General features: G+C 73.6%; 22 protein-coding genes and 2 pseudogenes. 18 read left to right on the plus strand and 6 right to left on the minus strand.

Annotated features, from left to right (window positions below):
* The first annotated feature begins 71 nt into the window (after nt 1-71).
* Nucleotides 72-323 (plus strand): WhiB family transcriptional regulator, encoded by a 252-nt coding sequence (locus tag IEZ05_RS29710; RefSeq protein WP_189233363.1) that lies wholly within the window; start codon nt 72-74, stop codon nt 321-323.
* A gap of 9 nt (nt 324-332) precedes the next feature.
* Here IEZ05_RS29710 and IEZ05_RS29715 read toward each other — a convergent pair.
* From IEZ05_RS29715 to IEZ05_RS29725, 3 genes and pseudogenes are all read right to left on the minus strand, one after another.
* Nucleotides 333-704, minus strand: a pseudogene (locus IEZ05_RS29715) (DUF6098 family protein); the annotation flags it as partial.
* Between the two features lie 76 nt (nt 705-780).
* Nucleotides 781-2,454, minus strand: coding sequence for an FAD-binding dehydrogenase (locus IEZ05_RS29720; RefSeq protein WP_189233364.1), 1,674 nt, complete (start codon nt 2,452-2,454; stop codon nt 781-783).
* Between the two features lie 107 nt (nt 2,455-2,561).
* Complete coding sequence (locus IEZ05_RS29725; protein WP_229869921.1) at nt 2,562-3,185, minus strand: TetR/AcrR family transcriptional regulator; 624 nt, start codon at nt 3,183-3,185, stop codon at nt 2,562-2,564.
* 195 nt (nt 3,186-3,380) lie between these two features.
* On the opposite strand from IEZ05_RS29725, the gene IEZ05_RS29730 reads away from it, so the two are divergent.
* On the plus strand, nt 3,381-3,986 hold the full coding sequence (locus IEZ05_RS29730) for a GOLPH3/VPS74 family protein (protein ID WP_189233365.1): 606 nt from the start codon (nt 3,381-3,383) through the stop codon (nt 3,984-3,986).
* A 131-nt stretch (nt 3,987-4,117) separates the two neighbouring features.
* Here the strand turns inward: IEZ05_RS29730 and IEZ05_RS36580 are convergent.
* Together IEZ05_RS36580 and IEZ05_RS29735 are read right to left on the minus strand one after the other, a co-directional pair.
* A pseudogene (locus IEZ05_RS36580) lies at nt 4,118-4,303 on the minus strand (serine/threonine-protein phosphatase); the annotation flags it as partial.
* 123 nt (nt 4,304-4,426) lie between these two features.
* Entirely contained in the window at nt 4,427-5,287 is an 861-nt protein-coding gene (locus tag IEZ05_RS29735; protein WP_229869922.1) for a UbiA family prenyltransferase, read from the minus strand.
* A gap of 45 nt (nt 5,288-5,332) precedes the next feature.
* Between IEZ05_RS29735 and IEZ05_RS29740 the strand changes: the two genes are divergently transcribed.
* From IEZ05_RS29740 to IEZ05_RS29790, 12 genes are all read left to right on the plus strand, one after another.
* Entirely contained in the window at nt 5,333-6,469 is a 1,137-nt protein-coding gene (locus IEZ05_RS29740; protein ID WP_189233366.1) for a type III polyketide synthase, read from the plus strand.
* Nucleotides 6,470-6,477: 8 nt separating this feature from the next.
* On the plus strand, nt 6,478-6,993 hold the full coding sequence (locus tag IEZ05_RS29745) for an isoprenylcysteine carboxyl methyltransferase family protein (protein ID WP_189233367.1): 516 nt from the start codon (nt 6,478-6,480) through the stop codon (nt 6,991-6,993).
* On the plus strand, nt 6,990-8,021 hold the full coding sequence (locus tag IEZ05_RS29750) for an NAD(P)/FAD-dependent oxidoreductase (protein WP_189233368.1): 1,032 nt from the start codon (nt 6,990-6,992) through the stop codon (nt 8,019-8,021). The genes IEZ05_RS29745 and IEZ05_RS29750 overlap by 4 nt, the downstream gene beginning before the upstream one ends.
* Nucleotides 8,022-8,137: 116 nt before the next feature.
* Nucleotides 8,138-8,872, plus strand: coding sequence for a D-Ala-D-Ala carboxypeptidase family metallohydrolase (locus tag IEZ05_RS29755; RefSeq protein ID WP_189233369.1), 735 nt, complete (start codon nt 8,138-8,140; stop codon nt 8,870-8,872).
* Nucleotides 8,873-8,951: 79 nt separating this feature from the next.
* Nucleotides 8,952-9,086, plus strand: a complete 135-nt coding sequence (locus IEZ05_RS36855) for a hypothetical protein (protein WP_267461918.1) — start codon at nt 8,952-8,954, stop codon at nt 9,084-9,086.
* A 75-nt stretch (nt 9,087-9,161) separates the two neighbouring features.
* Nucleotides 9,162-11,039 (plus strand): ABC transporter ATP-binding protein, encoded by a 1,878-nt coding sequence (locus IEZ05_RS29760; protein WP_229869923.1) that lies wholly within the window; start codon nt 9,162-9,164, stop codon nt 11,037-11,039.
* Nucleotides 11,036-12,049: a serine/threonine-protein kinase gene (locus tag IEZ05_RS29765; RefSeq protein WP_189233370.1), complete on the plus strand. Its 1,014-nt coding sequence runs from the start codon at nt 11,036-11,038 to the stop codon at nt 12,047-12,049. Before IEZ05_RS29760 ends, IEZ05_RS29765 begins: the two co-directional genes overlap by 4 nt.
* 4 nt (nt 12,050-12,053) lie before the next feature.
* Nucleotides 12,054-12,635 carry an RNA polymerase sigma factor gene (locus IEZ05_RS29770; RefSeq protein WP_189233504.1) on the plus strand — a complete coding sequence of 194 codons (582 nt, stop codon included), beginning with the start codon at nt 12,054-12,056 and terminating at the stop codon, nt 12,633-12,635.
* On the plus strand, nt 12,632-13,345 hold the full coding sequence (locus IEZ05_RS29775) for a hypothetical protein (RefSeq protein ID WP_189233371.1): 714 nt from the start codon (nt 12,632-12,634) through the stop codon (nt 13,343-13,345). The genes IEZ05_RS29770 and IEZ05_RS29775 overlap by 4 nt, the downstream gene beginning before the upstream one ends.
* Before the next feature lie 60 nt (nt 13,346-13,405).
* Nucleotides 13,406-14,035, plus strand: a complete 630-nt coding sequence (locus tag IEZ05_RS29780) for an alpha-ketoglutarate-dependent dioxygenase AlkB (protein WP_189233372.1) — start codon at nt 13,406-13,408, stop codon at nt 14,033-14,035.
* A gap of 77 nt (nt 14,036-14,112) precedes the next feature.
* Nucleotides 14,113-14,859: an MBL fold metallo-hydrolase gene (locus IEZ05_RS29785; RefSeq protein ID WP_189233373.1), complete on the plus strand. Its 747-nt coding sequence runs from the start codon at nt 14,113-14,115 to the stop codon at nt 14,857-14,859.
* Nucleotides 14,860-14,869: 10 nt separating this feature from the next.
* Entirely contained in the window at nt 14,870-16,102 is a 1,233-nt protein-coding gene (locus IEZ05_RS29790) for a DUF4032 domain-containing protein (RefSeq protein ID WP_189233374.1), read from the plus strand.
* A 16-nt stretch (nt 16,103-16,118) separates the two neighbouring features.
* On the opposite strand, the gene IEZ05_RS29795 is transcribed toward IEZ05_RS29790, so the two are convergent.
* A complete protein-coding gene (locus IEZ05_RS29795) occupies nt 16,119-16,991 on the minus strand; it encodes a universal stress protein (RefSeq protein ID WP_189233375.1) in 873 nt (290 codons plus the stop codon).
* Between the two features lie 185 nt (nt 16,992-17,176).
* On the opposite strand from IEZ05_RS29795, the gene IEZ05_RS29800 reads away from it, so the two are divergent.
* From IEZ05_RS29800 to IEZ05_RS29815, 4 genes are all read left to right on the plus strand, one after another.
* On the plus strand, nt 17,177-18,853 hold the full coding sequence (locus tag IEZ05_RS29800; protein WP_189233376.1) for an NAD(P)/FAD-dependent oxidoreductase: 1,677 nt from the start codon (nt 17,177-17,179) through the stop codon (nt 18,851-18,853).
* A complete protein-coding gene (locus IEZ05_RS29805) occupies nt 18,850-20,310 on the plus strand; it encodes an ATP-binding protein (RefSeq protein ID WP_189233377.1) in 1,461 nt (486 codons plus the stop codon). The genes IEZ05_RS29800 and IEZ05_RS29805 overlap by 4 nt, the downstream gene beginning before the upstream one ends.
* The gene (locus IEZ05_RS29810) at nt 20,307-20,660 is read left to right on the plus strand and encodes a UBP-type zinc finger domain-containing protein (RefSeq protein ID WP_189233378.1); all 354 of its coding nucleotides are present in this window, start codon (nt 20,307-20,309) and stop codon (nt 20,658-20,660) included. The genes IEZ05_RS29805 and IEZ05_RS29810 overlap by 4 nt, the downstream gene beginning before the upstream one ends.
* Nucleotides 20,661-20,723: 63 nt before the next feature.
* A complete protein-coding gene (locus IEZ05_RS29815; RefSeq protein WP_229869924.1) occupies nt 20,724-23,672 on the plus strand; it encodes a helix-turn-helix transcriptional regulator in 2,949 nt (982 codons plus the stop codon).
* Nucleotides 23,673-23,686: the final 14 nt, after the last annotated feature.

The raw sequence follows: 23,686 nt of genomic DNA on the forward strand, positions 1-23,686 counted from the left end.
TCGACAGGTCACCCGAAACGGAGTAAGGGATTCACGAGGGCACGACTCGATTCGATCGCAGGTGACTTTTGATGGACAACTGGCGCGAGCACGCCGCGTGCCGCACGGAGGACCCCGACCTGTTCTTCCCGATCGGCACCACCGGCCCGGCCCTGTTGCAGACCGAGCAGGCCAAGGCGGTCTGCCGGCGCTGCCCGGTCCAGGAGGAGTGCCTGCAGTGGGCACTCGACACGGGACAGTCCCTCGGCGTCTGGGGCGGGACCAGCGAGACGGAGCGCCGTGCGCTCAAGCGGCGCGCGGCGGCACGCCGGCGCTCGGGGTGACGCGGGCCCTCAGCGGCCGGTGCGGCGCAGCGGACCCCAGGGGCGTTGCCGGCGCTCCACTTCGCTCCGTGCCTCCTCGATGACCCGGGGGGCGATCCAGCACATCGGCCGGGCGTCGGCCACCAGCGGCTCGTTGTCCGGGCCGCGGCCCGTCTCCCGGCCGGTGAGCACCCAGGGCCGCACACCGCGGCCCTTGTCGTGCGGCAGGTGCCCGTAGTCGTGCAGCCGGCGGGCCGCCCACACCCGAACGGGCCGGTCCGCCCACCAGCCCTCCACGTCGAGGGGGTTGGCGGACAGACCGGGCATGGCCACGCCGGTGAGCTCGTCCGTACTGGAGAACCTGGCGAGATCGGTCTCGGGGCCGCGCGACCACCGCACGTACTCACGTACAGACCTCCCTCGTGAGCCCGTCGGGGCGACGGAGTACCCGTAAGGAGCGCGACGGAGTCGGGCGGCTTCAGGCCGTCTGCCGCGCCGCGGCCCGGCCCGCCGCCCGCCCGGAGAACAGGCATCCGCCGAGGAAGGTGCCTTCCAGGGCGTTGTAGCCGTGCACCCCGCCGCCGCCGAAGCCGGCCACCTCGCCGGCCGCGTACAGCCCGTCGACCGGCGTTCCGTCGGCGCCCAGGGCGCGCGAGTCGAGGTCGGTCTGGATGCCGCCGAGGGTCTTGCGGGTGAGGATGTGCAGCTTGACCCCGATCAGCGGGCCCGCCTCCGGGTCGAGGATGCGGTGCGGTGTCGCGACCCGGCCGAGGCGGTCGCCGATGTAGCGGCGGGCGTTGCGGATGCCCTGCACCTGGGCGTCCTTGGCGTACGGGTTGGCCGTCTGGAGGTCCCGGGCCTCGATCTGGCGCCGGATCGAGGCGGCGTCCAGCAGCGGCTCGTCGGTGAGCCCGTTCATCCGGTCGACCAGCTGCTCCAGGGTCGGTGCGGTCACGAAGTCGGCGCCCTTGCGCAGGAAGGCGTCCACCGGACCGGGGGCGCCCTTGCCGAGGACGCGTTCGCGCAGGAATCCCGCGCGGTCCTTGGCGGTGATGTCCGGGTTCTGCTCGGAGCCCGAGAGGGCGAACTCCTTCTCGATGATCTTCTGGGTGAGGATGAACCAGGAGTGGTCGTGGCCGGCGAGGTCCTCGGCGGTGCGCAGGTGCCTGAGCGTGCCGAGGGTGTCGTAACCGGGCAGGTACGGCGAGGGCAGGCGGCGGCCGAGGGCGTCGAACCACAGCGACGACGGGCCGGGCAGGATGCGGATGCCGTGGCCGGGCCAGATCGGGTCCCAGTTGCGCAGGCCCTCGGTGTAGTGCCACATCCGGTCGCGGTTGACCAGGCGGACGCCCGCCTCTGCGCTGATGTCCAGCATCCGCCCGTCGACGTAGGCGGGGACGCCGGTGACCATCTCGGCGGGCGGCGTGCCGAGGCGCGCGGGCCAGTGGCGGCGCACGATGTCGTGGTCGGCGCCGATGCCGCCGGAGGTGACGATCACGGCCTGGGCGGTGAGTTCGAACTCGCCGGCCGCGTCGCGGTTGGAGGCCACGCCGCGGGGCGAGGTGTCCTCGGCGAGGACCGTGCCGCGCACACCGCGCGCGGTGCCGCCCTCGACGACCAGGTGGTCGACGCGGTGACGGTGGTGGAAGGTGAGCAGACCGTCGCGCGCGGCCTGCTGCGCGTACCGCACGAACGGCTCGACGACTCCGGTGCCGGTGCCCCAGGCGATGTGGAAGCGGGGCACCGAGTTGCCGTGCCCGCCGGCCGTGAGGTCGCCGCGCTCGGCCCAGCCGACGGTGGGCAGGAAGGTGATGCCGTGCCCAGCCAGCCAGGACCGCTTCTCCCCCGCCGCCCACTCGACGTACGCCCTGGCCCAGCGCACCGCCCAGGAGTCCTCGTCCTCGGTCCGGTCGAAGCCGGCGCTGCCCTGCCAGTCGCTCCAGGCGAGGTCGAAGGAGTCCTTGACGCCGAGACGCCGCTGCTCCGGGGAGTCCACGAGGAAGAGGCCGCCGAAGGACCAGAAGGCCTGTCCGCCGAGGTTGGCCGCGTTCTCCTGGTCGACCAGCGCGACCCTGCGGCCCCGGCTGGTCAGCTCGTGGGCCGCGGCCAAACCCGCGAGGCCCGCTCCGACCACGATGACGTCGGCGTCCATGGCGACCGTCCCTTCCTCGTCCGTGCTGTCACGGGGTGTTGTCGGTGTTGTCGGTGTTGTCGGTATCGGTGTTATCGGTGTTGTCTGTGTTGTTGTCGGGGCTGTTGTCAGGGGGTGCTGTTTCCGTCGGTGAGCAGCGCGGTGAGCAGCTGTCCCAGCCAGTCGCGCGCGTGCTCGGCGTCCCGGTCGAGCAGCAGTTGGGTGGTGACGCCGTCGTAGGCGGCGACCACGGCGTGCGCGGCGGCCTCGGCGTCGCCCAGCACGGCGGGCAGCGGTGTGCGGGCGTATGCCCGGGCGAGGCGGTCGGCGATCGCCCGGCGCAGCCGCGCCCGGTGGTCCAGGAGGGTCCGTGCCACGTCCGGGTGACGGGCGGCGTGCACCAGGAAGTCCGTCTTGACCAGGAGCCAGTCCCGGTCCAGCAGCAGTACCTCGGTGACGCGCTCCACGGCGGCCCGTAGGTCCAGGTCCGGTCCGTCGAGGGCGAGGGCACCGGACACCTGGTCCGCGATCAGATCGGCCCGTTCGCGGTAGAGGGCGAAGAACAGCTCGTCGAGGCTGTCGAAGTTGGAGTAGAAGGCGCCCCGGCTGTATCCGGCGGCCTCGCAGACCTCCTCGATCGGCACCCGGCCGAACCCCTTGGCGGCGAACACCGCGAACGCCGCCTCCAGCAGGTCCGCGCGGGTCCGCGCGCGCCGCCTGGTCATGCGCCCGGGGGCCTGCTCCACCGGCATGTCAGCACCGCCTCTCCGCTGTTCGATACGCGAATGTATCGAATACATCTGTGTATCGAAAGGGCCGGGAGCAGTCGACTGTTCACGGACCTGCGCCTCGCCCGGGAGGCCGCCTCCTCCGCCGCGCCCCTGTGCGGCGCATCGGGCTGCCGCACCACATGGTGGTCGGACATTGCCTCTGACAGGGTGTCGGACATGAGCACACCTATGGATCTGCTGATCGTCGCCCGGGAAGTCGCCACCGACGGCCCCGTCGAGGAGGGCGACCTCTCGCTGGCCCTCGCGGGGGCGGAGCTCCTCGACCTGGTCGACGCCGGAGCCGTCACCCTGGACGGCGACCGCATCGTGCCCGGCCCGCGGCGCGCCATGGAGGACCGCCTGCTGGACGCGGCCGAGTCGTCGCTCGACCGGCAGGCGCCGTACGAGTCCGTCGAGGACTGGCTGTGGCGCCGGGGCCGTGGACTGTTCGCGGCCTATCGCGCCGAGCTGGAGACGGAGGGGCAACTCACCCGGCAACGACACGGCCGGCTGCGCCGCAGGTCAGGTCCGGCGGCGCCGGCGGACTCACCGGCCCGGCGCCACGCGGCCGAGCGCTGGACGTCGGGCGAGCCTGTCCTGGCCGGCCTCGCCTCCGCCCTGGGGATCCACGACGAGCCGGCCGACGCCTTCGAGGGCCCCGACGCCGATACGCTCGAGACCGTTCTGGCCGCCGTCGGCGACGCGGTGACGGAACTGGCAGGCGTACGGCAACAGCGGCAGATCGAAGAGGCGGCCTTCGACAACATCTGGCGAGCGCCGTGACGAGGACGTGGGGCTCGTGAGGCCCGAAGCGGGCGAGTGATCACACCCGGGACGGGACGGCGCGCTCGATGGCCATCATGGCGGCGTCGTCGTCCAGGTGTCCGCCGAGGTGGTGCAGGAGGTCGCTGCGGAAGTGACCGAGGAAGGCGTGGGGGCGGGGTGATCGCCGGGGCGGCGACGAGCAGCGGGCCCAGGTGGATGTGGGGCGGCGCGAGAACGTCGATCACGGACACCACGACGATCCACGCGATCGGGACGGCGACCAGCGCCCGGCTCGTCCGCACCGGCCGGCGCGGTCCGTCGAGACCTTGCGACATGACACCTCTCCACACCGCGTTCGACTCGCCCGCACGGGCCTGGACGGGCATGCGGACACCCACCGGAGGCGAGGCCAGCTCGTCTCCGTACCGGTCCGCTCGGCGGGCCCCGCTTGCGGGGGGTCAGGCCATGTCCGAGCCGCGCAGCAGCAGCTGCGCCACGGCGATGCCCGCGACGACGAGCGCCGCCCGGAACGGCCACCGGCTCCGGATGTCCGACGGCACGGCCGTGCCCGCGACCGCGACCGCCCCGGCCAGCGCCGCCAGGGCCCCGCTCAGCCCGTCCGCCGCTCCGGGCGGACCCACGACGAGCACGCCCACTGCCGTCAGCATCACGAGCGGGGCCAGCCACCGGCAGGTTCCGCGGCCCAGCCGCTGCGGCAGTCCGCGCACACCGGTCCCGAGGTCGTCCTCGATGTCCGGAAGGACGTTGACCAGGTGCGCCCCCACACCCAGCAGCGCCCCGGCCGTCACCGCCCACCAGGCGGGCCAGGACGGCGTGGGCAGACCGAGGGTGACGAAGGCCGGCAACGTTCCGAAGGCGACGGCGTAGGGCAGCGGCGAGAGCACCGTGTGCTTGAACACCAGGTTGTAGGCCCACCCCACGGCCACCATGCCCAGATGCGCCACTCCGGCGGCGGCCCCGCTCAGCAACGACAGCGGCACGCACAGCGCCAGACCGGCCCCGGCCGCGACGGCCGCCGCCCCGGGCGGGAGTTCACCGGTGGCCACCGGTTTGTCGCGGCGTCCGCAGACCGTGTCGCGCCGGGCGTCGACCGCGTCGTTGCACCAGCCGACCGAGAGCTGGCCGGCCAGCACGGCCGCGGCCACCGCCGCGGACCCCGCCGCTCCACGGCCGGCCGCCACGGCGAGCGCGGTCACGAACACCGTCACCGCCAGCGCCGGCTCCAGGTGGCAGGAACGCAACAACGCCGGGACTCGGCGTGTCGTGGGCAGACGGGCTCCGGGTGCGTGTAGAGACACACAGGGACGTTACGGGAGAACCGGCCAGAGGAAGGCATTACCGACATGCGTGTCACCGCCCTTGTCGACGACGCCCTTCCCCTGCCCACCGCGCCGCCCCGGACGTCCGCGCCGGGCACGGCGACCGCGGTCGCGGCGATCCGCACCGCGCTGCCGCCGTACCGGTACGCCCAGGACGACCTCACCGAGGCGATCGGTGACCTGTGCCTGCCCCCCGGGGCCGACCGCGCTCTGCTGCGCCGCCTCCACGCCTCCGCCGGTGTGCGCACACGCCATCTCGCCCTGCCGATCGAGCGGTACGCCGACCTCGCCGACTTCGGGCAGAGCAACGACGCCTGGATGGCCGCCGGACTCGAACTGGGCGAGGAAGCCCTCCTCGGCGCACTGCGGGAGGCCGGACTCCAGCCGGCCGACGTGGATCTGCTGGTGTGCACCTCCATCACCGGCATCGCCGCTCCGTCGCTCGACGCCCGGCTGGCCGGGCGTCTGGGGCTGCGGCCCGACGTGAAACGAGTCCCGGTGTTCGGCCTGGGATGCGTGGCGGGCGCGGCCGGACTCGCCCGGGTGCACGACTACCTGCGGGGGCACCCGGCCGACACCGCCGTACTCCTCAGCGTCGAGCTGTGTTCGCTGACCCTCCAGCGGCGCGACGACTCCCGCGCCAACCTGGTCGCGGGCGCCCTGTTCGGTGACGGCGCGGCGGCGCTCGTGGCACGGGGCGGCGGCACCGCCGGGCCGGACGGGGCCGGGCCCTTCGTGGTCGCCACCCGCAGCCACCTGTATCCGGACACCGAACGGCTCCTGGGCTGGGACATCGGCCCCACCGGGTTCCGCGTGGTGATCGACGCCGGTGTCCCCGGCATCGTGCGGGACCACTTCGGCCGGCATCTGCGTGCCTTCCTGGCCGACCACGGCCTCACCACGGACGACATCGGAAGCTGGGTGTGCCACCCGGGAGGCCCCAAGGTGCTCTCCACCATGGCCGACACCCTCGGCCTGCCCGACGACGCCCTGAACACCGCCTGGCACTCGCTCGCGACGGTGGGGAACATGTCCTCCGCCTCCGTACTGCACATCCTGCAGAAGACCGGGGAGTTCCACCGCCCCGAGCCCGGCACGTGGGGGCTGCTCCTGGCGATGGGGCCGGGGTTCTGTTCCGAAGTCGTCCTGCTGCGCTGGTGAGTGATCTCATGCCCTGGTACACGCTTCTCGTCCTCGCCGTCGCGGCCGAGCGCATCGCGGAACTCGTCGTCGCCCGACGCAACGCCGCCTGGACCCTGTCCCGCTCCGGTGTGGAGCACGGCCGCGGCCATTACCCGGTCATGGTCGTACTGCACACGGGTCTGCTGGTCTGCTGCCTCGCCGAACCGCTGGTCGCCCACCGGCCGTTCGTTCCCGTTCTCGGGTGGCCCATGCTGGCGCTCGTCGCCCTGGCGCAGGCTCTGCGCTGGTGGTGCATCACCACGCTGGGGCCGTACTGGAACACACGGGTCATCGTCGTCCCCGGAGCGCGCCTGGTCGGTGCCGGGCCCTACCGGTTCCTGCGACACCCCAACTACGTCGCGGTCGTCGTGGAGATCGCCGCCCTGCCACTGGTCCACACGGCGTGGCTCACCGCCACGGCGCTCACCGCGGCCAACGCACTGCTGCTCGCGGTGCGTGTCCGCTGTGAGAACACGGCCCTCGCCGCGGCGGCGCCCGCGTGAGCGGCGGCCACGACGTGCTGATCGTCGGAGGCGGTCCCGCCGGTCTCGCGACCGCGCTGCACGCCGCGCGCGCCGGGCTCGACACCGTCGTGGCGGAGCCACGCCCGACGCCGGTCGACAAGGCGTGCGGCGAGGGCCTGATGCCCGGCGCCGTCCGGGCCCTCGGCGCGCTCGGCCTGGAGGTCCCCGGCCACCCGGTCACCGGCATCCGCTACATCCAGGGCCCCCGCCAGGTGCAGGCCGCGTTCCGGCAGGGCCCCGGCCTCGGCGTGCGCCGCACCCGTCTGCACGGTGTCCTGCACCGGGCCGTCGTGGACGCGGGCGTACCCGTCCTGCCCCTGAAGGTGGGGGAAGTGCGCCAGGACGCGACGAGCGTGACCGTGCCCGGTACGGGCCTGCGCGCACGGTGGCTGGTCGCCGCGGACGGACTCCACTCACCGTTGCGCCGTTCGCTCGGCCTGGAGGTGAGGACGAGCACGGCGCCCCGGTACGGACTGCGCCGCCACTACGCGGTGCCTCCCTGGTCCTCCTACGTCGAGGTGCACTGGGGGCCCTACGGAGAGGCGTACGTGACCCCGCTCGGTCCCGCGCTCGTCGGCGTCGCCCTGCTCACGGCCCGGCGGGCGCCCTTCGGTACCCAGCTCGAGGGCTTCCCCGAACTGGTGGCCCGCCTCCCCGCGGAGGCGGCCGTCACCCCGGTACGCGGCGCGGGTCCGCTGCGCCGGCGGGCACGCACCCGCAGGTACGGACGGGTGCTGCTCGTCGGCGACGCCGCCGGCTACACCGACGCGCTGACCGGTGAGGGGGTCTCCCTCGCCCTCGCCGGCGCCGAAGCCCTGGTCGCCAACGTGCGCCGCGGCACACCCGGCCGCTACGAGACCGAGTGGTGCCGCGCGACCCGCCGCCACCGGCTCCTGACCGATGTGCTGGTGAGGGCCCGTCAGCAACCGGCGCTGGCTGCACGCATCGTGCCCGCGGCCGTTCGCCTGCCCCGCCTCTTCGCGGCCGCGGTGAACGCACTGGCGTGACCGGGTGCGGGTGGCGACGGGAGGCGTGGGCCGCTTCCCCGGGCGCCATTGACGCGCGTAGCTCGTTGCCGCACGCTGGGCTCGGTTGTTGTCTCCTCAACGGTCGGGAGGCCGGGATGCTCAGACGCGTGTCACGTCTGCTTCTCTCCTTTGTCATGGTCATGACTGGCGTGGCGGCCGGGGTGGGCGCCACCGCCACAGCCGCGCACGCCGACTCCTGCTACACCTGGAACCGCACCCTCTCCCAGGGGTCCTCCGGCGGCGACGTGACCCAGCTCCAGATCCGGGTCGCCGGCTGGGTGACCTCCGGCGAGCGGCTCTCCTACGACGGCCAGTACGGCGCGCGCACCGCGGCCGCCGTCAAGAAGTTCCAGGCCGCGTACGGACTGAGCGCGGACGGGGTCGCCGGCCCCGCGACCTTCAGCAAGATCTACGCGCTCCAGGACGCCGACTGCACGCCCGTCCACTTCAGCTACGCGGAACTCAACAAGTGCAACTCCGACTGGTCGGGCGGCGCCGTCTCCGCGGCCACCGCCAAGTCGAACGCGCTCAGGACCATGTGGAAGCTGGAGGCGATGCGGCACGCCCTCGGCGACGTCCCGATCACCATCTCCAGCGGCTTCCGCTCCCGGGCGTGCAACGACGCGGTCGGCGGCTCCGCCACCAGTCGTCACCTCTACGGCGACGCGGCCGACCTCGTCGGCTCGCCGTCCCTGTGCCGGCTCGCCCAGCAGGCCAGGACGCACGGCTTCTCGGAGATCCTCGGTCCGGGCTACCCCGGCCACAACGACCACACCCACGTGGCCTTCGACCCGTCGCCGTACTGGTCGGCTCCCACCTGCGGAATCTGAGAAATATCGCCGAACCGCCATCCCCCGGGCGAGGTCACACGTATGTCCTAGTGAACCGTGCGAGATGAAGGGAAACATCATGTCGCTCTTCAGCCACCTGGCACCCGCCAAGAGGCACTCCAAGGGCAAGAAGACCACGACCACCGCGAAGGGGAGGACGTCCCACCACCGCAAACACCACCGTCGTACCTCCAGCACCGGCAAGCACAGGTGACTCCGGTGCCCCTCGGCGGCCGGTGGGCCTGAATCTCCGGCCGTCGGGGGCCGGCGTCCGGTGGGTCGCGGTTCTGTGAACCTTCGCCGTGCCGTCCGCGCCGCAGCCCCGGTCCCGGGGCTGCGACGGTTGTTCTCCGTCGCCGAGCCGGAGGGCGAACAGGTCGTCGCCGCCGCGCCGGCACTGCCGGTGCGGCAGATCGCCCGGCGGTTCTGGCCGTACACGCACGGCGGGCGGAAGTGGCTGCTGCCGCTCATGGCCTTCTGTGTCGTGGGCCCCGCCATCGACGCGGCCGAGATATGGCTGTTCAAGGTGGTGGTGGACGAGGTGCTCGTCCAGCGCGACCTCAGCCCGTTCCTGCCGATCGCCCTGGCGTACGTCGGCCTCAGCCTGGCCTCGGGCATCCTGTCGTTCGCCGACGACGTGACCTCCACCTGGGTCGGTGAGCGCTTCCTGCTCGCGCTGCGGGCGGACGTCTTCCGGCACATGCAGCGCCTCTCCCTCGGCTTCTTCGAACGGCGCCGGCTCGGCGACGTACTGGCCCGGATCACCGGTGACGTCGACGCGGTCGAGACGTTCCTGCTCTCGGGCGTGGCCGAGGCGCTGTGGTACGTGATGCGGCTGGGCATCTTCCTCGGCATGCTCTTCTACCTGAGCTGGGACCTGACGCTGTTCGCCCTCGTCATCGTGCCGCTGTTCTGGTGGGCGGCCCGGTACTTCTCCCGGCTGGTGAAGGCCGCTTCCCGGGAGCGCCGCCGGCGCAGCGGTTCGGTCAGCGCGGTCGCCGAGGAGGTGCTCGGCAACATCGCCCTGGTGCAGGCGTACAACCGCCAGGCGTGGGAGCAGGACAGGTTCCAGCGCGAGATCGTCGGACGGTACCGCGCCACCATGGCCTCGACCAGGATCCGTGCCGTCTTCGGGCCGCTGGTCGACCTGGTCGAACTGAGCGGGGCCCTCTTGGTGATGGGCCTGGGCACCTGGCAACTGGCCCGCGGCCGTCTCACCCTGGGGGAGCTGCTGGTCTTCCTGGCCCTGTTGAGCAAGCTCTACAGCCCGATCCGGGGTATGTCCCACCTGACCAGCACCTTCTACGCGGCCGCCGCCGCCGCGGAGCGGATCGTCGAGCTGCTCGACCAGCGCCCGCAGGTGACCGAGGCCCCCTCCCCCGTCCGGCTCGGGCGCGCCCGTGGGCAGGTGGAGTTCGACGGCGTCTGCTTCACCTATCCGGGGACCGACCGGGCCGCGCTGTGCGACGTGTCGTTGCGGGTGGAACCCGGGGAGACGGTGGCCTTGGTCGGGCCCAGCGGCGCGGGGAAGTCCACCGTCGCCAAACTCCTGCTGCGCTTCTACGACCCCGAACGCGGCGCCGTCCGGCTCGACGGCGCGGACCTGAACACCCTGCGGCTCGCCGACGTCCGCGACAACGTGGCCGTGGTGCTCCAGGAGACGCTCGTCCTGCACGGCACCGTGCGCGAGAACATCCTCTACGGCCGTCCGGACGCCACCGAGCGGGAGATCGTCGCGGCGGCCCGCGCCGCGGACGCGCACGACTTCGTCACCGCCCTGCCGGAGGGCTACGACACCGTAGTGGGCCAACGCGGCAGGCTGCTGTCCGGAGGTCAGCGCCAGCGCCTGGCGATAGCCCGGGCCATGATCCGCGACGCACCCGTGCTCATCCTGGACGAGCCGACCACCGGCCTGGACGCCGAGTCGGGACGACGGGTCATGGAGCCACTGCGCCGGCTGATGGCCGGACGCGCCACCATCGTCATCTCCCACAACCTCCTCACCGTCCGCGACGCCACCCGGATCCTGGTGCTGGACCACGGCCGGGTCGTCGAGCAGGGAACCCACCACGACCTGCTGCTGAGCGGCAAGACCTACGCCCGGCTGCACCGGCTGCACGCCCCGGCGGACCCCGCCGCCACGCCCGTGATCAAGGCCTTCCCATGAGCCGACCGGACCTCTCCCCGCCGCGAACGGCGCCCCGGCACCGGGCCGCCCCGCCGGCCCCGCCCCTGCCGCCGGGGGCGACCCCGGCCGCCGGCTACGAGGTCCTGGCCCATCTGACCAGGACCGGCTGGCTCGACGTGTACGACGCCTGGAGCCACGAACGGGACTGCCGCTGCCTGCTGAAGACGCTGCGTCCGGACCGCCGGCGGGAACCGCGCCTGCGCGAACGCCTCCTGCGCGAGGGCCGCTGGCTGCAGGCTTTCAGCCACCCGCATCTGGTCCGCGCCTACGAGACCGTCGAGAGGCCCGAGCCCCTCGTCGTCCTGGAGACACTGACCGGTGAGACCGTCACCCACGTCATCGAGCGCCTGCGGCACCGGCTCGCCGCCCCTGACGTGGCCTTCCTGGGCCTGCACCTGTGCTCCGCGCTGCACTACCTGCACGGACGGGACCTGCTGCACCTGGACGTGAAGCCCTCGAACGTGATCATCGACTGCCGGCGCGCCAAACTCCTCGATCTCAGCGTCGCCCGCCCGCCGGGGCCCGCGCCCGCCGGCATCGGAACCCGCTGCTACCTCTCCCCCGAGCAGGCACGCGGTGGCGACCTGTCCGCCGCCGCGGACGTGTGGGGCGTGGGCATCACCCTGTACGAGGCCGCCACCGGCGACCTCCCGTTCCCCGAGGTCACGTCCACGACGACAGGCGGAGAACCGGCCGGCGGCTCCCGCGCCCCGTCGGTGTCCGCGAGCCTCGGCGACACGTACGGCCGACAGGGCCGGTACCCGCAGCTGGAGGAGAGGGCCGCACCCGTGCGCTCCCGGCGCCGCCTGCCGTGTGCGCTCGCCACCGCGATCGACGCGTGCCTGGAACCGGACCCCGCCGCCCGGCCCGGGATCGACGCCCTCGCCGCGGCGTTCGACGCGCTGCTGCCCGCCCGCCGCAAGGACGTGGAACCGCCGCCACCCGGGCCGGACCCCGGACAATCCCTCCACGAGGATGCTACGTATTAGTGATATGCACCCTTTGGGGCTTTCACTGGAGCGGATGCCCGATGACGCGCTGCTGGCGGGGCTGACGACCGGCGACCCCGAGTTCGCGGTGGCGTTCGTCCGCCGGTTCCAGCACAAGGTCTTCGGGGTGGCCATGACGGTCACCGGTGACGCCCAGCTCGCGGAGGACGTGGCCCAGCAGACCTTCGAGCAGGCCTGGCGTCACGCCCAGGTCTACGACTCGCGCCGCGGATCGGTCCGTACGTGGTTGGCGGCCATCGCCCACAACCTGGCGATCGACGCGGTGCGCTCCCGCAGAGCCGTCCCGGTGGACCCCACCCGGATGGCACCGCTGATGGAGACGATCACCGAGACCCCCGAACGGCTGGCGGTGGCCGACGAGGAGTCGGCCGAGTTGCGGCGGGCCATCGCACAGCTGCCGCCGGGCCAGGCCCGCGCCATCGTCATGGCCGGTGTCTACGGCATGACCGCGCAGCAGGTGGCGGACCTGGAGCAGGTCCCCCTCGGGACCGCCAAGACCCGGATCAGGACGGCGCTGGCCAAGCTGCGCGCGGCCCTGACGCACAGGCAGGACACACGATCATGACCGGCGACGACACCTTCGCGTGCCCGCGGCTGCGGGACATCGCCGCCGAAGCGGCACTGGGCGTACTGCCCGCCGAGGAGCGCGCCGCGGCCCTGGCCCACCTGCAGCGCTGCCCCGCCTGCCTGGGGGACGTCCGGGAGCTGGCGCGCACGGCGGACGAACTGCTCCACCTGATGCCCGGGCGCGAGCCGCCGGCGGGTTTCGAGACCCGGGTGCTCCAGCGCATCGGACTGTCGACACCCCGGCACGGTCGCCGGACACTGCGCCGGCGGTTCACCCTCGGCCTCGCCGGCGCCGTGGCAGCCGCGGCACTGGCCATGGGCGGATGGGCGATCGGCGTCACCTCCGCGTCCGCACCGTCCGCCGGCGACAGTGTCCGGCCCGACCGGCTGCTCAGCGCCGACCTCACCTCCCGCAGCCAGGACGTCGGACGCGTCTTCGCCTACACGGGTGGGCCGAACTGGGTGTACGTGTCGGTCGACGCCGACGACCTGCCCGCGCGCGCCCGAGCGGCCTTCGACGGCACACTCACCTGCCAGGTCGAACGGGCGGACGGCTCCACCACCACCATCGGCGCCTTCTCCCTGGACGCCGGCTACGCCCAGTGGGTCGCCCCCTACCCCGCCGGCTCGGCGCCCGCGACCGAGGTGCACCTGCTCGCAGCCGACAGCTCGGTCGTGGCCAGCGCCACGCTCCATCGGTCCGACTGAGCCGTCCGACCGAGCCGCACGGAATAGAACTACTTTTCGAATACGCGGTACGCTGGCCTCATGACCAGGCACCTCCAGGGATCTCTCTTCGACCAGACGGACGAGGTCCGGCTCGGCTCCCTCGACGGGCTGCGCCGCACCCTGCTGGGCTCCGGCGCGTGGATCGACGTGCTCCCCGGCTGGCTGAGCGGGGCCGACGTCCTGTTCGAGCGGCTGGCCGCCGACGTGCCCTGGCGGGCGGAGCGGCGCGCCATGTACGACCAGGTGGTCGACGTGCCCCGGCTGCTCGCGTTCTACGGCGCGGGCGAACCGCTGCCGCACCCGTTGCTGGAGGAGGCCCGGGACGCGCTGTCCGCGCACTACGCCGAGGAGCTGGGCGAGCCGTTCACGACGGCCGGGCTGTGCCAGTACCGCGACGGCCGGGACAGCGTCGCCTGGCACGGCGACCGGATCGGGCGGGGCGCGCGCCAGGACACCCTGGTCGCCATCCTCTCGGTCGGCGCGCCCCGCGACCTGCTGCTGCGCCCGGCGGGCGGTGGCGGCGACACGGTGCGCCGCCCGCTGGGCCACGGCGACCTGATCGTGATGGGCGGCTCCTGCCAGCGCACCTGGGAGCACTGCGTCCCCAAGAGCACCCGTGCCGTGGGGCCGCGGATCAGCGTCCAGTTCCGTCCGCGCGGGGTGCGTTGAGCGTCGGACGCCCGACCGCCCGCCGCGTCTGGTTGGCTGTCCCCCGTCGGGCACCACCTGGGAATGCGGGGACACTCATGCGCGCGGACGTGCGGCACGTCGCGGACGGCACCTACCTGGTGCACGGAAGCAACACCAACTGGGTCGTCCTCACCGAGGGCGACGCGGTGACCCTGATCGACACCGGCTACCCCGGTGACCGGGGGCTCCTGCTCGACTCCCTCACGGCGATCGGGAGTTCGCCCGAGGCGGTCACGGCCGTACTGATCACCCACGCCCACAACGACCACCTGGGCTCGGCCGAGTACCTGCGCGCCGCCCACGGCACCCCCGTCCTCCTCCACGAGGCCGAAGTACCGCACGCCCGGCGGGACTTCCTCCACCAGGTGTCGGTCGGCGAAGTGCTGCGCAACAGCTGGCGGCCGGGCGTACTGCCCTGGATGGTGCACGTGCTCCGCTCCGGCGGCACCCAGCGGCACCCGGTGACCGCCCCCGCCCCCTTCCCCTCGGACGGCCCGCTCGACCTGCCCGGCCGGCCCGTGCCGGTGCACACCCCCGGGCACACCGACGGACACTGCGCCTACCACCTGCCTGACGCCGGGGTGGTGATCTCCGGAGACGCCCTGGTCAGCGGGCACCCCACCGCACGGGTGAAGGGGCCCCAGCTGCTGCCCGACATGTTCCACCACGACCGGGACCGCACGGTGGCCTCGCTCGACGTCCTCGCCCGGCTCGACGGCGACGTGCTGCTCCCCGGGCACGGGCCCGTCCACCGCGGCCCGGTGAAGGACGCCGCGCGACTGGCCCGGGAACGGACGTTCTAGAGTTCGGGCCATGGCCTTGCAGATCAGTGCCACCAATCCGGAGCACCCGGCGCTCCTGCTCGAACTGCCGTGGCAGACGCCGCTGGAGGAGTGGCCCGAGGAGTACCTCGTGCCGCTCCCGCGCGGCATCTCCCGCCACGTCGTCCGCTACGCCCGGGCCGGCGACGAGGTGATCGCCGTCAAGGAGCTCGCCGAGCGGCCCGCGCTGCGCGAGTACGGGCTGCTGCGCGACCTGGACCGGCTCGCCATCCCCGCGGTCGACGCGCTGGGCGTGGTCACCGGCCGCACCGACAGCGCCGGTGAGCCGCTGGAGCCGGTTCTGATCACCCGGCACCTCGGCGGATCCATGCCGTACCGGTCGATGTTCGAGACGACGCTGCGCCCGGCGACCATGCACCGTCTGATGGACGCCCTCGCCGTGCTGCTGGTCCGGCTGCACCTGGCCGGGTTCGCCTGGGGCGACTGCTCGCTGTCCAACACGCTCTTCCGGCGCGACGCTGGCGCCTACGCCGCCTACCTGGTGGACGCCGAGACGGGCGAGCTGCACGCGCGGCTGAGCGACGGGCAGCGCGACTACGACCTCGACCTGGCCCGGGTGAACATCAGCGGCGAGCTGCTCGACCTGGAGGCGTCGGGGGCCCTGCACCCGTCCGTCGACCCGGTGGACTTCGGCAGGGAGATCTGCGCCCGCTACGGCCGCCTGTGGGAGGAGCTGACCCGCACCTCCGTGTACCCGGCGGGCAAGCACCACTACATCGAGCGCCGGATCCGGCGGCTCAACGACCTGGGTTTCGACGTGGCCGAGATGCAGATCGAGCACGCCTCCAACGGCGACACGGTCACCTTCGTGCCCAAGGTCGTCGACGCGGGCCACCACCAGCGCCAGCTGCTGCGCCTGACGGGCCTGGACGCCGAGGAGAACCAGGCCAGGCGGCTGCTCAACGACCTGGAGAGCTGGATGGCCACCCAGGACGACTACGCCCCGGGCGACCCCCTCGGCGCCCGCCCGGAGGTGCTCGCCCACCGCTGGGTGCGGGAGGTGTTCCGGCCGACCGTGCGGGCGGTGCCGGTGGAGTTGCGGGGGTCGATGGACCCGGCCGAGATCTACCACGAGCTGCTGGAGCACCGCTGGTACCTGTCCGAGCGGGCCCAGCACGACATCGGCCTGGACACCGCCGTCCAGGACTACCTCACCAACATCCTGCCGAAGGCCCGGGAGACGCTGCAGCCCACGTCGGACTGAGGCACCCGGGCGCGGCTCACGCGTGCGGGACCACCGCCACCGGGCAGGCCGCGTGGTGCAGTACGCCGTGTGCCACCGAGCCGATCCGGGCACCGACGGCGGTGCGGCGGGCGCGGCGGCCGACGACCGTCAGCTGGGCGTTCTCGGCCGCCGACAGCAGCACCTGGCCCGCGCTGCCCATCTCGACGTGCTCGATCACCGGGACGTCGGGGAAGCGCTCGCGCCACGGCCCCAGCGCCTCGCCGAGGGCCTTCCTCTCGTACTGCTCCAGGCCACCGGCCTCGTCGGCGAGCCGCATCGAGCCCGGGCTGTAGGTGAACACGGTCGGCAGGGTCCAGGCCCGCACGGCCCGCACGGTGGCGCCGCGCGCGGCCGCCGCCTCGAAGGCGAACCCGATCACGTCGGCGCTGTCCTCGGGCTCGCCCTGCTGGCCGACGACGATCTCGCGGCCGGCGGCCTCCGCCGCGGCCTCGTCCCCGGCCCGCACGAGGACGACGGGCCGGGGCGCCTCGGCGATCACCTGCTGGCCGACGGAGCCGAGCAGGAAGCCGACGACGGCGCCGTGGCCCCGCGAGCCGAGCACCAGCGTCTGCGCGTCGGCCGCGGCGGCGAGCAGTACGGCGACGGCGTCGTCCGCCTCGGTGACGTCCGTGGACACCGTGAGCTCCGGGTGCCGCTCGGTGACGGTCCGGACCGACCCGTCGACCGAGTCCCTGATCCACCGCCCCTGCGCGTCCCGGTCCCCCGCGCCGGCCGTCTCCGGCTCGGCCCGCCAGGCGTGCACGACGTGCAGCGGAGCACCCCGCCGGACCGCCTCCCTGGCGGCCCAGGCCAGTGCGGCCAGGCTCTCCTCGGATCCATCCACCCCTGCCGTGATCGGGCGCGTCATGCGGGTCCCCTCCTGTGTCTCGGTCACGTCCTGGGCCCAGTCTTCACCACGCCGGGCACCGGGCGGGCACGGCGTCCCTCCTCCGGACCGAGCGGCACCGCGCGATCGAACATACGATGGGTCGCAGGCCGGTGCGGTGACGGGGACGCCGTGCCGTGAATCCGGCCGTTCGACGTGGGGGACGTATGGCACAGGCGGACGGGGCGACGCGGACCGTCATCATGACCGTGGACGACGATCCGGGGGTCTCCCGCGCCGTCGCCCGTGACCTGCGACGACGCTACGGCGCCTCGTACCGGATCGTGCGCGCCGAGTCCGGCGAATCGGCGCTGGAGGCGCTGCGCGAACTCAAGCTGCGCGGTGACCTGGTGGCCGTGATCCTCGCCGACTACCGGATGCCGCAGATGAACGGCATCGAGTTCCTCGAGCAGGCCCTCGACGTGTACCCGGGCGCGCGGCGGGTGCTGCTGACCGCGTACGCAGACACCAACGCGGCCATCGACGCGATCAACGTGGTCGACCTGGACCACTACCTGCTCAAGCCGTGGGACCCGCCGGAGGAGAAGCTCTACCCGGTGCTGGACGACCTGCTGCAGGCCTGGCGCACCGGCGACCACCGGCCGGTGCCCAGCACCAAGGTCGTCGGACACCGCTGGTCGGCGCGCTCCTCGGAGGTCCGGGAGTTCCTGGCCCGCAACCAGGTCCCCTACCGCTGGTACTCCTCCGACGAACCCGAGGGGCGGCGGCTGCTGTCGGCGGCCGGACAGGACGGACAGCGGCTGCCGGTGGTGATCACCCCGGACGGGACGCCGCTGGTGGAGCCGGAGGCGACGGACCTCGCCGCCCGGGTGGGGCTGGCGACGACCCCGGCGGCGGAGTTCTACGACCTGGTGGTCGTCGGCGGCGGCCCGGCGGGGCTCGGGGCGGCCGTGTACGGGGCCTCGGAGGGGCTGCGTACGGTGCTGGTGGAGCGGTCGGCGACCGGTGGGCAGGCCGGGCAGAGCTCCCGGATCGAGAACTACCTGGGCTTCCCCGACGGCGTGTCCGGCGGGCAGCTCACCGAGCGGGCCCGGCGGCAGGCCGCGAAGTTCGGCGCGGAGATCCTCACCGCGCGGGAGGTGACGGGACTGGAGGCCAACGGGGCGGCGCGGATCGTCCGGTTCTCGGACGGTTCGGCGGTCGCCGCGCACAGCGTGATCCTGGCGACCGGCGTCTCCTACCGGCAGCTGCCCGCGCCGGGCACGGACGAACTGACCGGCTGCGGAGTGTTCTACGGCTCGGCGCTGACCGAGGCCGCGGCCTGCCAGGACCACGACGTGTACATCGTGGGCGGCGCCAACTCGGCCGGGCAGGCCGCGATGTACCTGGCCCGGGGCGCCAAGTCGGTGACGCTGCTGGTGCGCGGCGAATCCCTGGCCGCGTCGATGTCGCACTACCTGATCCAGCAGATCGAGGAGACGCCCAACATCCACGTGCGCTGCGGCACCGTCGTCGAGAGCGCGCACGGCGACGGGCACCTGGAGCGGCTGACGCTGCGCGACGCGGAGAGCGGGAGCACCGAACTCGTGGACGCGCAGTGGCTGTTCGTGTTCATCGGCGCGGCCCCGCTGACCGACTGGCTGGACGGCACCGTGCTGCGGGACGAGCGCGGGTTCATCCTGGCCGGGCCCGACCTGACCCCCGACGGGCGGCCGCCGGCGGACTGGGAGCTGGACCGGCCGCCGTACCACCTGGAGACCAGCGTCCCGGGCGTGTTCGTGGCGGGCGACGCCCGCGCGGAGTCCGCGAAGCGGGTCGCGTCCGCCGTCGGAGAGGGAGCCATGGCCGTGATGCTCGTCCACCGATACCTGGAGCAGTCGTGAGCGGGCGGCCGATGCCGTGCAGCCCCGGGGAGATCGGCGAGCTTTTCCTCTTCGAGAAGCTGTCGCCGGAGCAGCTGGGCCGGCTGTGCGCCGAGGGGCGGGTGGAGCTGTTCGAGCCCGGTCCGGTGTACAGCGAGGGCGAGCCCGCGACCTGCTTCTACGTGATGCTCGACGGCACGGTCGTGCTCTCCCGCCGGGTAGGCGGGGACGACGTGGAGACCAACCGCACCTCGCAGCGCGGGGTGTACGCGGGCGCGATGCAGGCGTACGTCGGCGACCGGGTGCCGCAGGTCTACAACAACTCCATGCGGGTCACCGAGCCGACGCGGTTCTTCGTCCTGCCGGCGGACACCTTCGCGGCCGTCATGCGGGAGTGGTTCCCGATGGCGGTGCACCTGCTGGAGGGGCTGTTCTTCGGGTCGAAGAACACCCAGCGGGCCATCGGACAGCGGGAGCGGCTGCTGGCGCTCGGTTCGCTGTCCGCCGGTCTCACGCACGAGCTCAACAACCCGGCGGCGGCGGCCGTACGCGCCACGTCGACGCTGCGGGAGCGGGTGGCGAAGATGCGGCACAAGCTCGCCGTCATCGCCGAGGGGCCGTTCTCCCGGGACGCGCTGGCGGGTCTCATCGAGATCCAGGAGCGCACGGCCGAGCGGGTCGCGAAGGCGCCGTCGCTGAGCCCGCTGGAGGCCGCCGACCGGGAGGACGCCCTCACGGACTGGCTGGAGGACCACGGCATCGAGCAGGGCTGGCAGCTCGCGCCGACCTTCGTACAGGCGGGACTGGACACCGAGTGGCTGGACCAGGTCGCGGCGGCCGTGGAGGCGGAGATCCTGCCCGGAGCGGTGGGCTGGCTCAACTACACCGTCGAGACCGAGCTGCTGATGAACGAGATCGCGGACTCCACCGCGCGCATCTCCCATCTCGTGGACGCCGCCAAGCAGTACGCACAGCTCGACCGGGCTCCCTACCGGACCGTCGACGTCCATGAACTGCTCGACAGCACGCTGCTGATGCTGTCGGGCAAGATCGGCCCCCGCATCGAGGTCGTCAAGGAGTACGACCGCACGGTGCCGGACGTCCCGGCCTACCCGGCGGAGCTGAACCAGGTGTGGACCAACCTGATCGACAACGCGGTCGCCGCCATGAACGACGGCGCGGGCGGCGAGGGCACGCTGACCGTGCGGACCGCGCTCCACCACGACCGGCTGCTGGTGGAGTTCCGCGACACCGGCACCGGGATCGACCCGGAGATCCGGGAGCGGATCTTCGACCCGTTCTTCACCACCAAGCCGGTGGGCGAGGGCACCGGGCTCGGCCTGGACATCTCCTGGCGGATCGTGGTCAACAAGCACCACGGCACCCTCCGGGTCGAGTCCGTGCCGGGGGACACCCGTTTCCAGGTCCTCCTTCCGCTCACCGCGGCCGCAACCGAACCGACCGAGGAGCCGGCATGACCAGTGACACCGGAATCGACCCCGCCGTCCCGCCCAGCGGCACCGGCTGCGTCGAGTGCGACGCGGCGGGCGGCTGGTGGTTCCACCTGCGGCGCTGCGCGGCCTGCGGCCACGTCGGCTGCTGCGACAGCTCGCCCGGGCAGCACGCGACCGGCCACTACCGGGCCACCGGGCATCCGGTGGTGCAGAGCTTCGAGCCCGGCGAGGACTGGTTCTGGGACTACGCGACCGACGAGGTGCGGGCGTCGGGTCCGGAACTCGCCCCGCCGGGCAGTCACCCCGAGGACCAGCCCTCCCCCGGACCGGCGGGACGGGTACCGGCGGACTGGGCCGCCACGCTGCGTCGCTGACCGCGCACGGGCCGGCGGCCCGCGAAGGCGGGGCCAAGTCTGCTGCCCGGCGGGCGTGTCAGGATGGGCGGCGTGTCGCAGACCTCACTCAGCAGCCCACTCGTCGGTCGCGAGGACGAACTCGCGCGTCTCACCGGCGCGCTGGAACGCGCCCGCGCCGGTGAGGCCCGTGCGGTGCTCGTCGCCGGGGACGCCGGGGTCGGCAAGACCCGGGTGCTGGACGAGGTCGCCGCACGGGCCGCCGCGGCCGGGACGACCGTGCTCACCGGGCACTGCGTCGACCTGGGGGACGTCGGCCTGCCGTATCTGCCGTTCACCGAGATCCTCGGCGTGCTGGCCGCCGACGAGCGGTTCGCCGCCGTGCCGGCCGCGCACCCGGTGGCCGAGCGGCTGCTCGGGGGCGGCCCGGAGGACGACGCCGGCGCCCCGCGGTCGCGGCTGCTGCTCTTCGAGGACGTGGCCGCCCTGCTGACCGACCTGGCGGACGTCGCCCCGTTGCTGCTGGTCCTGGAGGACCTGCACTGGGCCGACCAGTCCTCCCGGGACCTGCTGAGGTTCCTGCTCAGCCGGGGGGTGCTGCAGCACCACCGGATCGCGGTGTTCGCCTCCTACCGGGCGGACGACCTGCACCGCCGCCACCCGCTGCGCCCGCTGCTCGCCGAGCTGGTGCGGCTGCCCGCCGTGGAGCGCCTCGAGTTGCGGCCGCTGCCGGACGCGGACGTGGCCCGGCTGGTGCGCGCGCTGCGCGACCGGACGCTGCCGGACACCACCGTGCACCGGATCGTCGAACGCGCCGAGGGCAACGCCTTCTACGCCGAGGAACTGGTCGCGGCCACGGACACGCCCGCCGGGGGCGTGCCCAGCGGTCTGGCCGACGTTCTGCTCATCCGGTTCGAGCAGCTGTCCGAGACCGCCCAGCAGGTGCTGCGCACCGCCGCCGTCGCCGGCCGCCGCGTGGGGCACGACCTGCTGCGGGACGCCGTGGGGCTGCCCGAGGAGGAGCTGGAGTCGGCGCTGCGCGAGGCGGTGGAGCGGCAGTTGCTCGTCTCCGGCGACGGGAACACGTACTCCTTCCGGCACGCGCTGGCGCGCGAAGCCGTCTACGCCGATCTCCTCTCGGGCGAACGGGCCCGGCTGCACGGCGCGTTCGCCCGGCTGCTCGCCGGGCCTGGCCGCCGGTCCGGCAGCGCCGCCGAGCGCGCCCACCACTACCGCGAGAGCCATGATCTGCCCGAGGCCCTGGCCGCCTCGCTGGAGGCCGCCGACCACGCCCAGCGCGTGGGCGCGCCGGCCGAGGAACTGCGGCACCTCGAGGCGGTCCTGGACCTGTGGTCGGCGGTCGACGCCCCCGCACGCCCCGCCGGCCCCGACGCGGTGACGCTGACGCTGCGCGCCTCCGCCGCCGCCGCGCACGCCGGGGAGCTGCACCGCGCGGTCTCCCTGACCCGGTCCGCACTGGCGGGCCTCGGCCAGGACGCGGACCTGGAGCTGGCCGCCCGCGTCCGCTACACCCTCGCCGGGAACCTGCTGAGCGTCGACAACCTGTCCGCCGCCTACACCCACAGCAGCGAGGCGCTCGATCTGATCCCGGCCGACCCGCCGTCCTCGACGTGGGTGTGGGCCGCGGCCACGCACGTGACGGCGGCCCGCCAGGTCGGCGAGAACGAGACCGCGCTGCGGGTCGCCCACCGGGCCCTGCGGGTCGCGGAGGAGCTGGGGGTCCCCGACGCCCGCGCCGATCTGCTGATCTCCCTGACGAGTCTGGAGGGCGGCAACCGGGCCACCCCTGCGGGCCGGGAGCGGCTGCTGGAGGCCCGCGAGCTGGCGCGGGGGGCGGGCAACGCGCCCGTGGAGCTGCGCGCGCTGTTCAACCTCGCCATCGGCAGCTTCGAGTCCGGTGACCTGGAGAAGTGCCTGCACTGGGCGTCGGAGGGACTGGACCGGGCCCGCCGCTCCGGGCTGCTGTCCTCGCCCTATCCGCGGGAGATGCGGTATCTGCGGCTGCTCGTGCGGTACACGCTGGGCCACTGGGACGAGGTGCTGCGCGAGTCCGCCGAGCAGGCCCGGGTGCGGCCGGCCGCGGGCGGTCACACCCTCGGCCCCGGGCTGTACGTGGCGCTGGCGCGGGGCGACTTCGGGGCGGCCGAGCGGGCCCGGGCCCTGATGGAGGGACCGTTCGACTGGATGGCGCGGATGGTCGGGGGACTCGTGCTGACCGACGCGGCGGCGCTGCGCGGGAACGCGGAGGAGGCCGTGCGGTGGATGCGGTCCTCCGTCGAGGAGCTCACCGAGGCGGGCACGCGGCCCGCCGTGACCGTCCGGCTCGCCACCCTGGCGCTGTCCGCGGTCGCCGACACCGTGGCCGAGCTGCGCCGGGCCGGGGACGGGGCGGGGGTGGCCCGCTGGACGGAGACTGGGGCCGAACTGCTGGCCGAGGCCCGCTGGTCCGCCGAGCACGGCTTCGACGCCCTCCCCCAGGGCCCGGAGGGCCAGGCGTGGCTGGCACGGGCGGAGGCCGAGTGGTCCCGGATCCGCTCCGTCGCGCCGGACCCGGCGCCCTGGGAGCGGGCGGTGGCCGCCTTCGCGTACGGCGACCCCTACGAACGCGCGCGGTGCCGGCTGCGGCTGGCCGAGTCCCTGCTGGCGGCCGACCGCCGCGAGGAGGCGGCCGCCGAGGCGGAGACGGTACGCCGGGAGGCCGACCGGCTCGGCGCCACGCTGCTGCGTGAGCGGCTCGACGACCTGGCCCGCCGCGGCCGGCTCACGGATCCGGTGCCGTCCGCCGGAGCGGGCGCGGCGGTGCTGACGCCCCGCGAGCAGGACGTGCTGCGCCTGCTCGCCCTCGGGCACAGCAACCGGCAGATCGGCGAGAAGCTGTTCATCAGCGCCAAGACGGCGAGCGTGCACGTCTCCAACATCCTCGCCAAGCTCGGTGCTTCGAGCCGTACGGAGGCGGTCGCGGTCGCCTACCGGCAGGGGCTGGTCGCACCGGAGCCGACCGCCTCGGGCTGACCCCGGCCGGGCGG

The organism is Streptomyces flaveolus (genome assembly GCF_014648815.1).
GTDB classification, from domain to species: Bacteria; Actinomycetota; Actinomycetes; order Streptomycetales; family Streptomycetaceae; genus Streptomyces; species Streptomyces flaveolus.

Coding starts and splice junctions, on each gene's coding strand:
- IEZ05_RS29765 (WP_189233370.1), top strand. CDS start 11,036: ATGAGCCGACCGGACCTCTCCCCGCCGCGAACGGCGCCCCGGCACCGG.
- IEZ05_RS29780 (WP_189233372.1), top strand. CDS start 13,406: ATGACCAGGCACCTCCAGGGATCTCTCTTCGACCAGACGGACGAGGTC.
- IEZ05_RS36855 (WP_267461918.1), top strand. CDS start 8,952: ATGTCGCTCTTCAGCCACCTGGCACCCGCCAAGAGGCACTCCAAGGGC.
- IEZ05_RS29775 (WP_189233371.1), top strand. CDS start 12,632: ATGACCGGCGACGACACCTTCGCGTGCCCGCGGCTGCGGGACATCGCC.
- IEZ05_RS29815 (WP_229869924.1), top strand. CDS start 20,724: ATGGGCGGCGTGTCGCAGACCTCACTCAGCAGCCCACTCGTCGGTCGC.
- IEZ05_RS29720 (WP_189233364.1), bottom strand. CDS start 2,454: ATGGACGCCGACGTCATCGTGGTCGGAGCGGGCCTCGCGGGTTTGGCC.
- IEZ05_RS29710 (WP_189233363.1), top strand. CDS start 72: ATGGACAACTGGCGCGAGCACGCCGCGTGCCGCACGGAGGACCCCGAC.
- IEZ05_RS29785 (WP_189233373.1), top strand. CDS start 14,113: ATGCGCGCGGACGTGCGGCACGTCGCGGACGGCACCTACCTGGTGCAC.
- IEZ05_RS29795 (WP_189233375.1), bottom strand. CDS start 16,991: ATGACGCGCCCGATCACGGCAGGGGTGGATGGATCCGAGGAGAGCCTG.
- IEZ05_RS29755 (WP_189233369.1), top strand. CDS start 8,138: ATGCTCAGACGCGTGTCACGTCTGCTTCTCTCCTTTGTCATGGTCATG.
- IEZ05_RS29730 (WP_189233365.1), top strand. CDS start 3,381: ATGAGCACACCTATGGATCTGCTGATCGTCGCCCGGGAAGTCGCCACC.
- IEZ05_RS29790 (WP_189233374.1), top strand. CDS start 14,870: ATGGCCTTGCAGATCAGTGCCACCAATCCGGAGCACCCGGCGCTCCTG.
- IEZ05_RS29725 (WP_229869921.1), bottom strand. CDS start 3,185: ATGCCGGTGGAGCAGGCCCCCGGGCGCATGACCAGGCGGCGCGCGCGG.
- IEZ05_RS29770 (WP_189233504.1), top strand. CDS start 12,054: ATGCACCCTTTGGGGCTTTCACTGGAGCGGATGCCCGATGACGCGCTG.
- IEZ05_RS29745 (WP_189233367.1), top strand. CDS start 6,478: ATGCCCTGGTACACGCTTCTCGTCCTCGCCGTCGCGGCCGAGCGCATC.
- IEZ05_RS29740 (WP_189233366.1), top strand. CDS start 5,333: ATGCGTGTCACCGCCCTTGTCGACGACGCCCTTCCCCTGCCCACCGCG.
- IEZ05_RS29800 (WP_189233376.1), top strand. CDS start 17,177: ATGGCACAGGCGGACGGGGCGACGCGGACCGTCATCATGACCGTGGAC.
- IEZ05_RS29810 (WP_189233378.1), top strand. CDS start 20,307: ATGACCAGTGACACCGGAATCGACCCCGCCGTCCCGCCCAGCGGCACC.